Source organism: Pseudoxanthomonas sp., from assembly GCF_002863005.1.
GTDB lineage: Bacteria > Pseudomonadota > Gammaproteobacteria > Xanthomonadales > Xanthomonadaceae > Pseudoxanthomonas_A.
In genome coordinates this window covers 254,495-269,819 of the sequence record NZ_PKDG01000015.1, presented here as the reverse complement: position 1 = coordinate 269,819, position 15,325 = coordinate 254,495, and the positions used below count along the sequence as shown (strand labels likewise).

The following is a 15,325-nucleotide window of genomic DNA, read 5'->3' as shown; positions in this document are numbered from 1 at the left end:
ATGAACGCCGTGCGCGTGCGCCGCTATTCGCGTTCAGTCTCGCTGCGCGCGCGGATCGCTTCGAATTCTGAACCGTTCAGCCAGCGGGGCCAGGCATCGCTGTCCGCGATCTCGCGGCCGAGGGTGTAGAGCAGCGCCACATCCCGTGCCTGACCGCCTGCATCCCACGACGGTGTCCACGCATCGCAGGGCTGGTGGTAGCAACGGGCGAAATAGGCATCGCGCAGCGCCCGGCCGCCTGCGACGCCGCCCTCCACGCGATCCAGTCCCGCACCCACGGTGATCGCGGGAACGCCGGCGCGCGCAAAGGCGAAGTGGTCCGCGCGATAGAAGAAGCCCGCCTCCAGGTTGGGATCCTCCGAATAGTTGCGTCCCTGCGCTTCCGCCACGCGTTTCAGGTCGCCTTCCAGCGACACACGGCCCTTGCCCCACGAAGCGATATCGCGATTCGGGCCATCGGGGCTGAGCATTTCGATGTTGAGCACCGCCGCCGTCTTCTCCAGCGGCGCCACCGGGTTGGCGGCGTAATAGCTCGCGCCCTGCAGACCTTTCTCCTCCGCGGTCAGCGCCATGAACAACAGGGTCCGCTGCGGGCGTGGACCGGCGGCGAACACGCGCGCCAGTTCGATCACCGCCGCGACACCGGTGGCATTGTCGACCGCTCCATGACGGATCGCATCGCCTGTCGTGTCCGGCTCGCCGATGCCGAAGGCGTCCCAATGCGCGGAATAGATGACCGTTTCGTCCGGTCGGGTCGCACCCGGCAAGCGTCCGATGACGTTGCGCGTTACCACCTGGTCACGCTTGACGGCGAACGTGGCCGACAAGGTCGCATCGCCCAGCGCCACGGGAGCGAAGGCGGCCGTCTGCGCACGGCGTTTCTCCATCTCGAAGTCCAGTCCGGCACGCTGGAACAGCGACACCGCCAGGTCGCGCTGCATCCAGCCGCGCAGCGGCGTGTGGTAGGTCGCGGCGTCCGCGCGCGGGATGTCGAACACCGGAGACACGCCCGACGCGCGCACGGTCGCCCAGCCATACGCGGCCGGTGCCGTCTCGTGGACGATCAGCACCCCTGCGGCACCCTGTCGCGCCAGTTCCTCGTATTTGTAGGTCCATCGGCCGTAGTACGTCACCGCGCGGCCGTCGAATGCACCGGGCGACGCGGTTTCGAAGTCCGGATCGTTGACCAGCACCACCGCGACCTTGCCTGTCAGGTCGGCGCCCTTGTAATCGTTCCAGCTGCGCTCAGGCGCGGTGATGCCGTAGCCGACGAACACCAGCGGCGCGTCGACGAGCGACACACGGTCAACCGGCCTCAGGCTCTGCAGAACAACGTCATTGCCATTGGCGAGCACCTGCGTCTTGCCGCCGATGCGCAGGGATGCCGTCACCGTGCCCTCCACCTGCGCACGCACCAGCGGCACGTCCTGGGTCCAGGTGCCTTGCTCGCCGCCGGGGCGGACGCCCGCCCTCTTCAATTCGTCGACGATATAGGCGACGGTCTTCTCTTCACCGCGCCTCGCCGGTGCACGGCCCTCGAACTCGTCCGACGCAAGCACGCGCACATGCCGCGACAGGTTGTCGGCATTGATGCCGCCGCCGGGGATGTCGGCGGCGAGTACCGGCATCGCGCACAGGGACACCAGCAGCAGCGGGAGCGAAGACTTCATGGAAATGACCTGGCGTGAGGACACCGGGAGTCTATGCGATGCGGCTGGTGTAGGAGCGACGTGAGTCGCGACCGCATGAATCGGGAGTTCCGGTTCTTTCTCAAAGGCGCGACTGCACCTCGCACAATCAGGCATCTCATCAATGATGGCATCCGGTCGCGACTCACGTCGCTCCTACCGGAGGCAACACACCGTCACGGCCGCCCACGATCCAGCCACACGCCCAGACCCTGCGCATTGAGTTCGACGTCCGTGGCGAGCAGGCGCAGCACGTCCTCGTCCGCCAGCGGCACCTGCTGTGCATGGGCGCGCTCGAGGTACAGCGCCGACAATGCGGCGGCGATGCAGCGATGACGATCCGCACGCCCGTCGCAGGCGTCGGCGATGGCCACCATCGCATCGATCTGTTCGTACAGCGACTGCGCCAGGCGCGGTACGTCGGACACGGGCCCGTAGTGGGTGAGGTACATGGCCTCCGGCGCGCGCTCGACCATGCGCGCGATGCTGGCCTTCAGCGCCTCGGGCTCGAATTGCACGGGCGTGGTGGTCGGCAGGATGAAGGCGCCGTGTGGTCCGTCCAGTTCGCGATACGAAAGCCCGAACGTGTCGCCGGTGAACCAGCTGCGGCTGCGCGCATCCCAGATGCAGTGGTGGTGGCGCGCATGCCCCGGCGTATCGATGCATTCCAGCACGCGGCCGGCCAACAGCACCGTCTCGCCATCCTCGACGATGTGAACGCGCGCCTCCGGCACCGGCTGGATGGCGCCGTAGCTGCGCTGCATCTCTTCTTCGCCATACACCGCGGTCGTCCCAGCGATGAGTTTCCCTGGGTCGATGAGGTGCGGCGCCGCACGCGGGTGTGCGACCAGCGTCGCGTTCGGCAAGTGCTGCATCAGCAGGCCAGCGCCACCGGCATGGTCGAGGTGCACGTGGGTGACGATCAGCAGCTCGATGTCGGCAGCGGCGAGGCCGGCGCGCTGCGCCGCCGCCAACAACAGCGGCACGGAGTGATTGGTGCCGCAATCGATGAACGCACCGCGACCTTCCTCGACGATCAGGTAGGCGGCGTCGAAGTGATCGCGCTGGAACGCGGTGTCGATGGTATGGATGCCGTGGAGGCTCATCCGCGGGCCTGTGTGGGGACGTATGGCCCGATTCTAGTCCGCGATCTGCGGCAGCACGACCCGCCTTTGGTGGAACACGCCATCCACGCGCAGGTCAACCGCGCGACAACCACCAGCCGCGCAGCGGCACCGCCAACGTCAGCACGAACAGGAAAGCGCCGTAGGCGACGAGCGTCGCCAGCACCTGCTTCCAGATCGCGCCGGTGCCCACATCGGACGCACCCAGCGCGTACCCCCACTGCATGCCGATGAAGCTGAGCACGAAGGCCACCGCGAGCGCCGCGAGATCGAAGCCCTTGCGGCGCGCGTTGCGCGGCTGGCGCGGGAACAGCCAATACAACGATCCCAGCAACAGGAACCACGGCAGGAACAGGATGACCGCCAGGTACGGCATGGCTCAGGCCTCCGCGGCGCGCAGCGCGGCCAACGCCGCGAGCACATCACCGGCGGGGACCTGCAGCACGATCTCCGGCGTCTCCATCGCGTCCGCCTGCTCGGCCTGCTTGAGCACACCGATCAGCTTGCCGGCGTCCTTCGGCGAATCGAAGCCGTTGCTCTGCACCAGCACGTTGCCCTCGGCGTCCGTGAGCTTGAAGTAGAAGCGGCCATCGGTATCGCGGTACTGCTTGAACGCCGGCAGCGCGGCCTTCGATGCCGTGGCCTTCGCCTCGACCACCGGCTGCTGGGACAGATCACGCAGGCCCACCGCATGGCGCAGCTCGGCCAGCAGCGGCTTGGCATAGCGTTCGCGCAGGCGGCGGGCGCCGTCGCGCAGGATGGCTTCGATGTCGGCCGGCTTGGCCATCAGCGCTTCGTACTTCGCGCGCAGCGGTGCGATTTCCGCATCGATGCGTTCGAACAGCTGCTGCTTGGCATCGCCCCAGCTGATGCCGTCGGCGAACTTCTGGGCGAACGCGCGGGTCTCTTCTGCGCTACCGAAGGCTTGGTACAGCTGGAACAGCGCCGAACCTTCGGTGTCCTTCGGCTCGCCGGGTCCGCGCGAGTCGGTCAGGATGGATAACACCAGTTTCCTGAGCTCCTCGCGCGGCGCGAACAGCGGGATGGTGTTGTTGTAGCTCTTGCTCATCTTGCGCCCGTCCAGGCCGGGCAGCGTGGCGACGTTGTCGTCGATCAGCGCCTCCGGCAGGGTGAAGTACTCCTTGCCGTAGACGTGGTTGAAGCGCTGGCCGAAATCGCGCGCCATCTCGATGTGCTGGATCTGGTCGCGACCCACCGGCACCTGGTGCGCGTTGAAGATCAGGATGTCTGCCGCCATCAGCACCGGGTACATGAAGAGGCCCGCGCTGACGCCCGCATCCGGGTCTTCACCGTCGGCGTTGTTCTTGTCCACCGCGGCCTTGTACGCATGCGCGCGGTTGAGGATGCCCTTGCCCGCCACGCAGGTCAGGAACCACGTGAGCTCGGTGATCTCCGGCACATCGCTCTGGCGGTAGAACCAGACCTTGTCCGGTTCCAGGCCGCAGGCCAGCCAGGTCGCCGCGATCTCCAGCGTGGAGCGCTGGGTGCGCCCCGGGTCCTGGGCCTTGATCAGGCTGTGCAGGTCGGCCAGGAAGTAGAAGCTCTCCGTGTCCGAGGCACGGCTGGCGGCCACGGCGGGGCGCACGGCGCCGACGTAGTTGCCCAGGTGCGGCGTGCCCGAGGTGGTGATGCCGGTAAGGACGCGGGTGGTCATGTGCGAAGCGGGGAATGCGGGAAAGCGGCCAGTTTACCGGCTGGGGGCGGGCGATGCCGGTGGCCGGCCTGCGACACGGCGTCGCAGGCGCGGCCCACTGGCGGCTTAACCGGGGCAGGCATCGCCGTTCCAGGCAACCCCACTGCCGCCGACGATCCGTTCCCCGCATCGTCCCCACCTGGAGAACGGACATGCTGCATCGCTTCCTTGCTTCCCTGGCCACGCTGGCGTTGCTCGCCGCGTGCGCCCCGTCCCATGCCCGCCCATTGGTGGACGTCAGCGTGGTCGACCGCGACACCGGCGAATGGCTGGCACGGTACCCGCATCGCGGTGACCTCTGGGTCGCCGGCATGCCTGGTCATCGCTACAGCGTGCGGCTGGCCAACACCACCGGCGAGCGCGTGCTGGTCGTGCTGTCGGTGGACGGCATCAACGCCGTCACCGGCCAGACAGCGAACCCCTCACAAGCCGGCTATGTACTGGAACCATGGCAGACCACCGAGATCAACGGCTGGCGGAAGTCGATGGACGACGTGGCGCAGTTCGTGTTCACCGATCTGGGCGACAGCTACGCCGCGCGTACCGGGCGTCCACGCAACGTCGGTGTCATCGGCGTGGCGGCATTCCGCGAAGCGCCCGCCTACCGCTACCCGCAGTACGAACCGCCGCCGATCGCCCGCGGGACGATGAGCAAGCAGGCGGAAGCCGAAGCGGCGGCGCCTGCCGGATCATCGCGCAGCATCGTTGCCGACGAATACTCGCGCCAGCAAAGCATCGGCACCGGCCATGGCGGCCGGGAATGGGCCCCGACCTCACGTACCGGCTTCGAGCGCGCAACCCGCCAGCCCGAACAGGTGAGTGAACTGCGCTACGACGAGCATCGTCGACTGGTCGCGATGGGCATCCTGCCGCGCCACCGCCAAGGCCCGATCTGGCGCGACGATGCGCCACGTGCCTTCCCGGGTGGATTCGTCGCCGACCCTCCTCGCCGCTGACAAAAAAGACGGGCCGCCCTGGGGCGGCCCGTCTTGTTCCGGCGTCCGCGAAACGCGGATGGCTCAGTGCTTGAAGCTGCTGTCGGAACGCAGCGTGCGCTGGAAGTCCGCGACCTCGGTGCGGGCGCGGTCGCGATCGTAACCGTAACGCTCCTGCAGCCTGCCCTCGAGATACTCCGCGTTGCCTTCCGCGACCTTGAAATCGTCATCGGTCAGATCGCCCCACTTCGCCTGGATCTTGCCTTTCAGCTGCTTCCAGTTGCCGGCGATGATGTCCTGATTCATGGTGTTGCCTCATTGAGTGAGCGGCAGGGGGCGCCGCGGGGACAGCATCGCAAGGCAGGCGTTCCCGTCCGATCAAACGCGCGTCAACGCGGCATTAGGAAACGCGGGCTCGTTCAGTCGAATGACGGCGCCTTCGCGGCGATGAACACCCGGCGAGGCAAAAAAGACGGGCCGCATGGCGGCCCGTCCTGATGACGCGTGAGGAAGCCGGCGCTTACTTGCCGGAGGAATCCTCGACCTTTTCGCCCACCTTCTGCACGTCCTTGCCGAACCCCTTGACGGTGTTGCAGCCGGACAGCACGGCGATGGAGAACAGGGACAACATCAGCAACGCGGCGACACGCTTCATAGGCGACTCCTGTGGACAGTATTCACGGGCCGGGGCAAGCCGAACCGGGGTGCGGGACCCGGCCTCCCCACGACCGCAGTGTCATTCAACCACGCTGGCTGCAGGCTGACCATGCGCCGCGGGCGGACAAGCAAAAGGGGCCGGTCGCCCGGCCCCTTCCTGTAACGCTTCCGCGAGGAGCGGTCGCATCAACCCGCATGCATCAGCACTTGCCGTCCTTGCAGTCCTGGGCCTTGTCCTCGACCTTCTCGCCGACCTTCTGCACGTCCTTGCCGGCACCGGCCATGGTGTTGCAGCCCGACAGGACCGCCATCGAGAACATCGCCGTCAGCAGCAGCATCATTGCACGCTTCATGTGTCATCTCCTGGGTGGAAAAGGGGTGCCGATGCGGGTGCGTCCCACACCGCAGCGGCGTGTGCGTGCACCTTCGTCGTCGTGGCGTATAGGCCGCGTGAAGCCCCTGCTGGCGCGTTCAGGCGCAGTTTCCTCGTCCCGGCAGACCTAGTCGCGCATCAGGGTGGATTTGCCGAACAGGCTTTCCACCAGGTCCACCGTCAGCTTGGCAGTGCGGTTGCGGCGATCCAGCACGGGATTCAGTTCGACGATGTCCAGCGAACCCATCAGCCGCGTGTCCGCGATCATCTCCATCACCAGCTGCGCCTCGCGGTAGTTGGGCCCGCCGGGCACCGTGGTGCCCACGCCGGGCGCGATGCTGGGGTCCAGGAAATCCACGTCGAAGCTCACGTGCAGGTGGGTATCGGCATCCAGCCCCTCCAGCGCCGTCTCCATGGTCCGCTTCATGCCGACCTCGTCGATGTAGCGCATGTCGTACACATCGACCTGGTGGTCCTTGATGAGCCGCTTCTCCTCCGGATCGACCGAGCGGATCCCGATCTGCCGGACCATCGCCGGGGTGATGGCCGGCGACTCTCCACCCAGTTTCGTCAGCGCATCGGGGCCGATGCCGCACAGGCACGCCACCGGCATGCCGTGGATGTTGCCCGACGGCGTGACGTCGCTGGTGTTGAAATCCGAATGCGCATCCAGCCACAGCACGCGCAGCTTCTTGCCTCTTTGGCGACAGTGGCGCGCGACGGCCGTGATGGACCCCATCGCCAGGCAGTGGTCACCCCCCAGCATGATCGGGAGACGGTTGCGCGCCAGTTCCGCCGCGGTGGCATCCATCACCGCCCGGTTCCATGCCACCACTTCGTCGAGGTGACGGTAGCCGCTGACCGGACCGGTCCAGGGATTGGCGGGCCCCTGTACGTTGCCGGTATCGACGACGTCCACGCCACGCGCTGCCAGTGCCTCGCCCAGGCCGGCGATGCGCAGTGCATCCGGGCCCATGCGGGCGCCGCGATGGCCGGCGCCGACGTCGGTGGGAACGCCGATCAGGGAGACGGGGGGGAAGACTCGACTCATGGGTACGTCCTGCGAAAACAGGCGCACAGTCTATGCGTTCGGCGATGACGGGCCTGTGGCATCGCAGCACGTGGCGCGACGGCGAGGCGGGGAAGCGTGGTGCCGCTTATCCGAATCGAACGGATGACCTACCGCTTACAAGGCGGTTGCTCTACCAGCTGAGCTAAAGCGGCGCGGGCGCAATTCTAGCGCAGCGCGGTGCATTCGAGCGGCTGCGGCTCGCCGCTGCCGGCAAGGCGCGCGAGTGCGGCGGGGTCGGTACCCTCGACGATGCCGGCATCCACCCACCAGAGGCCGGGACCGGCGCGACCGACCGGTTGCAGTTGCGCGGCGAAGCCCGCTGCCTGCAGCTGGGCGAGTCGACGCTCCGCCGCGTCGCGGCTGCGGTAGCGTCCCAGGGCGATGCCATTGGCCTGGTCACCCTGCCGCACGACGAGGAAGTCGTCGAAGCCGGCAGCACCGATCTTCGCCGCTTCCGCCTGTGCGTCTTCCAGCGATGCTGCGGGCGGGATCACCACCTGATAGCCGCTGGCGCTCATGCCGGGAACCTCACGCACGCGCGGGCGCACCAGGTGGCGGGCGGCCGTGGCTTGTGCCTGCGTCGCGGCAGCCTGGCTCGTGTAGGGCCCCAGGCTGACGCAGGCGGTCGGCGTGGCCGAAGGTGCGGCCGTGGGGTATGACGGAAGCGCCGCCGGTCCCGTTTCATCCACCAATTGCAGGCGGGCGACGCCTGCGGGAAGCACCGGCTCCGGTTCGGGCAACGGCGCGGGGCGGCTCAGCCACCACGCGGCGGCTCCCAGATTCAGGACGACCAACAAGACGATCAGGGCGCGGATCAGCATGATGCGATTCTATCCGCGCTCAAGCGGCCGCACCGAGACGTGCCCACACCGCCAGCCCTTCGAGCACGAGTGCCGGTGCCACGGCCGGCGCATCCAACTGCGACGCCAGCCCGGGGGCACCCCCGCCATGCAGCAGCAGGGCGGGCCGTTCTCCCAGCAGTGCATGCGCCTGCTGCAGGCTGCGCTCGATCAGCCCCAACGCGGCGCCCTCGCAGCCGGACGCCAAGGCATCGGCCGTCTCCGTGGCGAACTCCACATAGTCGCCGCCGCATGCCGGCAGTTGCGCGGCCGCGGCCTGCAGCGCATCGCGCATCAGGCGCGGCGACGGCGCGATGCGCCCACCCCGGTGTTGCCCGCGGCCATCGAGCAGGTCCACGGTGATCGCCGTGCCCACCCCCACGACCAGCCACGGGACAGCACCTCGCCGGCGCGCCCCGAGCAGGGCCAGGAAGCGGTCCACGCCCATCCGGGCAGGGTCGGGATATGCGATACGGACGCCCGCCAATGCAGCCTGCGTGCGTGCGATGGATACGGTCTGGAAGCGTGTCGTCAACCAGTCGACGACCATCGCCGTGCGCACCGGCGACGCCACGCTGGCGAGGACGGCCGACGTTCCGTCATGCCCCACGGTAGCCGCGAGCGCGTCCGCCAGGCCTTCCTCATACGCCATCGCCCGCACGTCCCCCACGCTCCCGTCGTCGTGCAGTTGCGCGCATTTCAGCCGCGAATTTCCGAGATCGAACAGCCACTGCGTCATATCGCCCTCACGCTGACCTCGCCCGCATGCACGTACTTCACCGCTTCGCCCATCCTGACCCGCAACGCGCCATCGTCGCCGATGCCGTCGGCCACGCCCTGCTCGTCGCCCTGCGATCCATGCACGGTGACGGCACGTCCTGCCAGTGCATCCAGCGCGGCGTAGCGCGCGCGAAAGGGCGAAAGCCCATCACGGTCGAACTGGTCGAGCGCGGGCAGCAGGGCGTCCAGCAGTCGGGCCGCCAGTGTGTTGCGCGATGGCGCGCCCTCGGCAAGGCTCGCCAAGTCCGTCCATGCCTGGTCGATGGTGGCACCGACCGGCGCCGGCATGCGCACGTTCACGCCCATGCCGATCACCGCACGTACCGGTCCGCCGTGCTCGCCCCCCCCTTCCACCAGGATGCCACCCAGCTTCCGGTCGTGCGCCAGCAGGTCGTTGGGCCATTTCACCCCTACCGCGGCGTACCCGGCCTGCCGCAGCGCCTCCGCGACGGCCACGCCGACCACCAGGCTCAGGCCTGCCAGGCGGGCGAGCCCGCCCGAGAACTGGCGCGAGAGCGACAGGTAGAGGTTCGACGCGATCGGCGATGCCCACTGGCGGCCACGTCGTCCGCGGCCCCCGGTCTGCTGTTCGGCCAACAAAACCTCGACGCCGCGCTCCGGTGCCGGGCGCCGCAGCAGCTCGCTGTTGGTGGAATCCAAGGCCCATGCCACATCGAGCGACGACAACGCGGCGGCATCCTGCATGCGCGCGCGGATCAGGTGGGCATCCAGCAGCTCGACCGCGTCGGCCAGCGCATAGCCACGCCCCGCCTGCGCGTCGATGCGCACTCCCCCTGCGCGCAAGGCTTCGATGCGCTTCCACATCGCCGCACGCGTCAACCCGGTATCGCGCGCGAGCGCGTCGCCTGTCGCAGGGCCGTCGATCAGGCGCTGCAGCAGTTCGCGTTCGCCGCTCACGCGCGACGGCGCCAGATACGGACGCGCTCGAAGCGCGATTCCGTGCCATCGCGCAAGCGCCGGACGTTCACCCGATGGGTGAACAGCACCAGCAGCGCGGCGGCCATCGCGAACACCTGTGCAGCGCGATCGACCAGCAGCCACCACGACAGCGGCACCAGGCAAGCGGTGGCGACGATCGACGCCAGGCCGACGTAGCCCGTCGCCACCAGCACGACCACCCAAACCGCGAACAGGGGCAGCAGCGCCATCGGCCACATCACGGCCATGCCGCCCAACAGCGTGCCTACCCCCTTGCCACCGCGGAAGCCGTGCCACACCGGCCAGACATGGCCCAGCGCCGCCACGAATGCCGCCATGAAGCCCAGCACGCGCGGCGGCACGGATCCGTCCTCCGGCGCGAAGGCCAGCGCGAGCCATGCCGCCAGCGCGCCCTTCCCGATGTCGACCAGCACCACGCCCAGCGCGAACTTCGCGCCCTGGGTACGGAAGGCATTGGTGCCGCCGGCGTTGCCGCTGCCCTGCGTGCGGATGTCCACGCCGCGCAGGCGGCCCAGCACCAGACTGCCCGATACGGACCCGACCAGATAGGCGGACAGCAACAGCAGGGAGGCGATCAGCATGGCGCCATTATGGGCCACGCCCCCGCACAGGTTCAGGCATCGTCGGCCGGCTGCACCGCCACGATCAGCGCGCCCTGTCCGGCGTGTGCACCGATCGCCGCCCCGGTTTCCACCAACCGGTATTCGCTGATCGACACGCGCGCACGCAGTGCGGCCAGCAGGCGCTCGCCCTCGGGCCGCGCATCGCAGTGTCCGACGATCAGGCGCCAGCGCTGTCCCGCCGGCAGTTGTCGCGCAACGCGCCGTGCGAACGCTTCGGGTGCGCGATCGCGGGTCAGCAGGAGCCCGGCGACGACCATGCGGCCGTCGACGCTCATCTTCGCCATCGGCGTCAGCGCACTGAGCCGTGCGATCGGCGCCGCCCAGCGGGGAATGCGGCCCCCACGCACCGCGTGGGAGATGTCGGGTGCGATGGCCCACATGCGGGTCTGCGGACGCAGGCGCGCGAGTTCGGCCAGCACCTCCGCCTCGTCATGCCCCAGCGCGGCCAGCTCGGCGGCGCGCCAGACCAGCAGGGCCTGGCCGCAGGCCGCGTTGACCGTATCGAAGACGCGCACGCGCCTGCCGGGGTCGCGGGCCGCCGCATGCTCGCCTGACTGCAGCGTGCCCGACAACGCCCGCGACAGGCCCACGTACAGCACGCGCGCATGATGTGCGAGCGCCAGTTCGAAGTGGCGGCGGAAATCCCCCGGCGGGGGCTGGCTCGTGCGCGGCAACTGGCGCGACGCCGCCATGCGCCGATAGAACTCGGCCGTCGACAGCCCCACCTTGTCGAGGTAATCGCGGCCGTCCAGATCCACCCGGGCCGGCACCACGCCGATCGCGTAACGCTCGGCGATGTCGTCCGGCAGGTCGGCGGCACTGTCGGTGACCACCACGAGCGGTTGCGGCGCAGCGGCGACCGCCTGCTGCCGGATCATGTCGTCGGCCTTCATGCCTTCCACGCGCCCTTGCTGCGCGCAGGCATCGAACAAGGCCTGCGGCGATCCGGCATGCGCGTGCACGCGCAGGCGCGCGGTACCGCCCGCGATGACGATGGAATCGGCGCCCATCGCCTCCAGCGCCGCGCGCAGGCGCTCGCGGTCCAGGCCCTCGCCGAGCAGCAGGCATTCGGTGCACCAGCGGCGATCCGGGTCGATCTCGTGGTCATGGTCCAGGGGGGCGGCGGCGTCGTTCGCCGCGACCGGCGCACCGGCGCGCACGCGCACGGCGCGCGGCCCCCCTTCGACGAACTCGGCGATGCCCTCCAGCAGGTCGACGAAGCCCTGCGCGCCGGCATCGACCACGCCGGCCTTCTGCAGCAGCGCCATCTGGCGCGGCGTGTCGGCAAGCGCATGCCGTGCGCGCATGAGCGCACGCGTGAACCCGCTGCGCGTGTCGGGCTGCGCGCTGTCCGCCGCCGCGTCGAGTTCGTCGGCGAAGGCGCTGATGACGCTGAGGATGGTGCCCTCGACCGGCTGGGCCAGCGCCTGCCGGGCGCTCTGCGCACCGCGGCGCACCGCGGCCGCCAGCGAACGCGCGTCCAGTTCGGGCAATGCATGCACGTGCTCGGCCACCCCATGGAGGAACTGCGCCAGGATGGCGCCGGAATTGCCGCGCGCACCGTCGATCGCGTCATTGCCGACACGGCTGAGCAAATCGCCGGCATGCTGGCTGGGCTGGCTGAGCGCGCCGTGCAGCACGCTGCCGAGCGTAGAGGCGAGATTGTTGCCGGTATCGCCATCGGCGACCGGGAACACGTTGATGCGGTTCAATCCATCCCGAGCCGCAATGACCCGACGGGCCCCGGCGATCAGCGCCAGGCGCAGGGCGGGGGCGGTCAGGGGACGGTCGTGGGGCGCGGACATGGCAAGAGTCTGCCGCAAGCGTGGGCGCCGCCCTGTTGCGTCGCAGCAGCCCATGCCGGGTTTTCCTCGGTCTGTCGCCGCGGGGCGCGGTTTCGTCGCAAAGCGCTCGAGGATCCATGCCCTCCGGCGCCAATCCGGCTATAGTCGGCGGCGTTCTCTGGCCGCTGTACCCGACTGACAGGAGTCTCCCCGATGCTTCGCGCCAGCCTTGCCCTGCTGCTCCTGGCTGCTTCGGCCGTGGCGTTCGCCCAGAACGGGCGTGGCCTCGCCAACGGCAACGTCGACACGTGTCCGGAGATCGCCGACCGCGCGGTTGCGGAACGGCAGGTCGATGCCGTGCCGGTTGCCTCGGACCCCCGGCGCGCTCGCGCGAATGCCGCCCGTACCAAGTACGGCGTGCCGGCAACCCTGGCGCCCGTCACCACGCGGGGCGGTGGCGACGACGACGACACCCCGCTGCCGCGCAACCGCGGGTCCAAGTGGCACAGCTTCCTGCCGGGCATGTTCCGCTGAGGCGGACGTCGGTACCCCGTGATCGGACTGTTGCGCCGCCTGCGGCCCGCGCCCCCGACGATTGAAGACAACCTGTGGCGGTCCGTCCTCACCGGCACGCCATGGGTGTCCGCGCTGGATGAGGTACGTGCGGAGCGGCTGCGCGCCTTGACCGCACTGTTCCTGCATCGAAAGACCATCACGCCCTTGGCAGGACTGCGCCTGGACGACGCGCAGCGGGCGCAACTGGCCGCGCTGTGCTGCCTTCCGCTGCTCGAGTTCGGCGAAGCCGGCCTGCGCGGATGGTCGCAGCTGATCGTCTACCCCGACGCCTTCCGCGTGCAGCGCACGCACACCGACGCCGCCGGCGTGCTGCACGAGTGGGAAGACGACCTCGCGGGCGAAGCCTGGGACCATGGGCCGCTGATCCTGTCGTGGGCCGATGTGCAGGCCGACCTGGCCGAACCAGACGCCGGTTTCTGCGTGGCCGTGCACGAAATGGCGCACAAGCTGGACGTGCTGGATGGCGAACTCGACGGCACCCCGCCGCTTCCGGATGCGTGGCGCGGCCGCTGGGCACGCGACTTCCAGCGCGCGTACGACGACTTCTGCATGCAGGTCGACCTGGGCCGCGACACCACCCTCGATCCCTACGCCGCCGAGGCGCCGGAAGAATTCTTCGCGGTCGTCACGGAATACCACTTCTCCGCGCCGCGCGTACTGGCCGAGGCCATGCCGGACGTGGCGGCGCACCTGCAACGCTTCTACGGCCCTTCGCCGATGGCGCCCGACGCGGAATGAGTCAGAGTCCGGGCGGCAGGCGCACTTCGAAGCGCGCACCGCCCAGCTCTTCCGAGCGCCGTACCTGCAGCTCGCCGCGGTAGTCGCGGATCAGGTCCTGCACGATCGACAGGCCAATGCCGTGGCCCTGCACGCGCTCGTCGCCGCGCACGCCGCGTTGCAGGACTTTCGCCACGTCGTCCTCGGCGATGCCGGGGCCATCGTCATCGACGGCGATGAACACACCGGGGCGACGCTGCGGCGCCGTCGCGCCCACCATCACCGTCAGCAGCACGCGCGAACGCGCCCACTTGAACGCGTTCTCGAGCAGGTTGCCCATCAGCTCCTGCAGGTCGCCGGTCTCGCCGTGGAAACGGGCGCGCGGATCGATTTCGAATTCGCAGATCACGCCCTTCGCCGCATACACCTTCTCGAGGCCACGCACGATTTCCTCGGCATGCGGCTCGATGGGTACCGCGGCCGAGAAGAGCTTGTGTCCGCTCGACGCAGCGCGCGCCAGCTGGTACGAGACCAGGTTGTTCATGCGCTTGAGCTGCACATCGAGCTCCTCGCGCAAGGCCTGCGGATCGCCGCCCCCGCTGTCCAGCTGCGTCCGCAGCACCGCGATGGGCGTCTTCAGGCTGTGCGCCAGGTCGGCCAGCGTATTGCGCTGGCGCTCCAGGTTCTCGCGCTCGCTTTCGATGAAGGCATTGATGCTGTCGGTCAGCGGCTCGAGCTCGCGGGGATGGCTCTCGGTCATGCCCGACAGCTCGCCGCGCTGCACGCGGCTGAGTTCGAAGATCACCCGCCGCAGCGGGCGCAGGCTCCATCGCAACACCAGCATCTGCAGCAACAGCAGGATCACGCCGGCACCGCCGAGGTACACCCACAGCGAACCCCGGAATACGCGGATCTGCGCGCTCAGCGCCTGCGCATCCTCGAAGATGTAGATGCTGTACGGGATCTCGGCGTGCTGGTGCGTCGCCGGCCATGCATAGCCCACGCCATACCGGTAAGCCTCGCTGTCGCTGCCATCGGCGCGGCGGATCGGCAACGGCCCTTCGAACGACTCCTCGAGCGCGCCCAGCATGCGCGGGGCGGGCAACTCCGGACCGAGGGTCGAATTCGATCCCCACGGCGGCACTCCCTGCAGCACCACCTGCGCGTACATGCCGCTGTCGGGCATGTCGAAGCGCGGGTCAGGCGTGTTGTAGGGAGGAATCAACGTGCCGTTGCGCCCGAACTCCACCTTGTCGGTGTAGTAGAGCGCATAGCTCTTCAGGCGTTGGCGGAGGTTGTTCTCGGCGGTGTCGACGAACGCACGGTCCAGCGCGTAGCCCGCCAGGGCAAGGAACGCGACCAGCGCGAGGCTGGCGGCCAGCAGCTGGCGCGCGCGCAACGATCGCGGACGCCACCCGTCGAACCGGTCACGGCCGACGGGGGCGGAAGGCGCGGCGCCGGACGGTGGCGCAGGCATCAAGTG

General features: G+C 69.0%; 17 protein-coding genes and 1 tRNA gene. 3 read left to right on the top strand and 15 right to left on the bottom strand.

Annotation, left to right across the window (positions count from 1 at the left end; translation table 11 throughout):
- Window positions 1–23 precede the first annotated feature (23 nt).
- The 4 genes from CYU89_RS06175 to CYU89_RS06160 form a co-directional block, all read right to left on the bottom strand.
- Window positions 24–1,670, bottom strand: coding sequence for a M28 family metallopeptidase (locus CYU89_RS06175; protein ID WP_296279411.1), 1,647 nt, complete (start codon window positions 1,668–1,670; stop codon window positions 24–26).
- A gap of 194 nt (window positions 1,671–1,864) precedes the next feature.
- The gene (locus tag CYU89_RS06170) at window positions 1,865–2,794 is read right to left on the bottom strand and encodes an MBL fold metallo-hydrolase (protein WP_296279409.1); all 930 of its coding nucleotides are present in this window, start codon (window positions 2,792–2,794) and stop codon (window positions 1,865–1,867) included.
- Window positions 2,795–2,888: 94 nt separating this feature from the next.
- Window positions 2,889–3,188, bottom strand: coding sequence for a hypothetical protein (locus CYU89_RS06165; protein ID WP_093488059.1), 300 nt, complete (start codon window positions 3,186–3,188; stop codon window positions 2,889–2,891).
- 3 nt (window positions 3,189–3,191) lie between these two features.
- The gene (locus CYU89_RS06160; RefSeq protein ID WP_296279407.1) at window positions 3,192–4,487 is read right to left on the bottom strand and encodes a tryptophan--tRNA ligase; all 1,296 of its coding nucleotides are present in this window, start codon (window positions 4,485–4,487) and stop codon (window positions 3,192–3,194) included.
- Window positions 4,488–4,678: 191 nt separating this feature from the next.
- Between CYU89_RS06160 and CYU89_RS06155 the strand changes: the two genes are divergently transcribed.
- On the top strand, window positions 4,679–5,482 hold the full coding sequence (locus CYU89_RS06155; RefSeq protein WP_296279405.1) for a hypothetical protein: 804 nt from the start codon (window positions 4,679–4,681) through the stop codon (window positions 5,480–5,482).
- 63 nt (window positions 5,483–5,545) lie between these two features.
- Here the strand turns inward: CYU89_RS06155 and CYU89_RS06150 are convergent, their stop codons facing one another.
- From CYU89_RS06150 to CYU89_RS06105, 10 genes are all read right to left on the bottom strand, one after another.
- Complete coding sequence (locus CYU89_RS06150) at window positions 5,546–5,767, bottom strand: CsbD family protein (protein WP_296279403.1); 222 nt, start codon at window positions 5,765–5,767, stop codon at window positions 5,546–5,548.
- Between the two features lie 214 nt (window positions 5,768–5,981).
- Window positions 5,982–6,116 carry an entericidin A/B family lipoprotein gene (locus CYU89_RS06145; protein ID WP_055937075.1) on the bottom strand — a complete coding sequence of 45 codons (135 nt, stop codon included), beginning with the start codon at window positions 6,114–6,116 and terminating at the stop codon, window positions 5,982–5,984.
- 202 nt (window positions 6,117–6,318) lie between these two features.
- The gene (locus CYU89_RS06140; RefSeq protein WP_055937078.1) at window positions 6,319–6,471 is read right to left on the bottom strand and encodes an entericidin A/B family lipoprotein; all 153 of its coding nucleotides are present in this window, start codon (window positions 6,469–6,471) and stop codon (window positions 6,319–6,321) included.
- A gap of 147 nt (window positions 6,472–6,618) precedes the next feature.
- Window positions 6,619–7,542, bottom strand: a complete 924-nt coding sequence (gene rocF, locus CYU89_RS06135; RefSeq protein WP_296279401.1) for an arginase — start codon at window positions 7,540–7,542, stop codon at window positions 6,619–6,621.
- A gap of 97 nt (window positions 7,543–7,639) precedes the next feature.
- Window positions 7,640–7,715, bottom strand: a tRNA-Thr gene (locus tag CYU89_RS06130).
- Window positions 7,716–7,727: 12 nt separating this feature from the next.
- Window positions 7,728–8,384, bottom strand: a complete 657-nt coding sequence (locus CYU89_RS06125; protein WP_296279399.1) for an SPOR domain-containing protein — start codon at window positions 8,382–8,384, stop codon at window positions 7,728–7,730.
- Between the two features lie 19 nt (window positions 8,385–8,403).
- Window positions 8,404–9,141 (bottom strand): type III pantothenate kinase, encoded by a 738-nt coding sequence (locus tag CYU89_RS06120; protein ID WP_296279398.1) that lies wholly within the window; start codon window positions 9,139–9,141, stop codon window positions 8,404–8,406.
- On the bottom strand, window positions 9,138–10,100 hold the full coding sequence (gene birA, locus CYU89_RS06115; protein WP_296279396.1) for a bifunctional biotin--[acetyl-CoA-carboxylase] ligase/biotin operon repressor BirA: 963 nt from the start codon (window positions 10,098–10,100) through the stop codon (window positions 9,138–9,140). Before birA ends, CYU89_RS06120 begins: the two co-directional genes overlap by 4 nt.
- Window positions 10,097–10,723 carry a glycerol-3-phosphate 1-O-acyltransferase PlsY gene (gene plsY / locus CYU89_RS06110; protein ID WP_296279393.1) on the bottom strand — a complete coding sequence of 209 codons (627 nt, stop codon included), beginning with the start codon at window positions 10,721–10,723 and terminating at the stop codon, window positions 10,097–10,099. Before plsY ends, birA begins: the two co-directional genes overlap by 4 nt.
- A gap of 32 nt (window positions 10,724–10,755) precedes the next feature.
- Window positions 10,756–12,570 (bottom strand): DegV family protein, encoded by a 1,815-nt coding sequence (locus CYU89_RS06105; protein ID WP_296279392.1) that lies wholly within the window; start codon window positions 12,568–12,570, stop codon window positions 10,756–10,758.
- A gap of 192 nt (window positions 12,571–12,762) precedes the next feature.
- Between CYU89_RS06105 and CYU89_RS06100 the strand changes: the two genes are divergently transcribed.
- Window positions 12,763–13,083, top strand: a complete 321-nt coding sequence (locus CYU89_RS06100; RefSeq protein WP_296279391.1) for a hypothetical protein — start codon at window positions 12,763–12,765, stop codon at window positions 13,081–13,083.
- Between the two features lie 60 nt (window positions 13,084–13,143).
- On the top strand, window positions 13,144–13,863 hold the full coding sequence (locus CYU89_RS06095) for a M90 family metallopeptidase (RefSeq protein ID WP_296279824.1): 720 nt from the start codon (window positions 13,144–13,146) through the stop codon (window positions 13,861–13,863).
- Between the two features lies 1 nt (window position 13,864).
- Here the strand turns inward: CYU89_RS06095 and CYU89_RS06090 are convergent, their stop codons facing one another.
- On the bottom strand, window positions 13,865–15,319 hold the full coding sequence (locus CYU89_RS06090) for a sensor histidine kinase (protein ID WP_296279389.1): 1,455 nt from the start codon (window positions 15,317–15,319) through the stop codon (window positions 13,865–13,867).
- Between the last annotated feature and the right edge of the window lie 6 nt (window positions 15,320–15,325).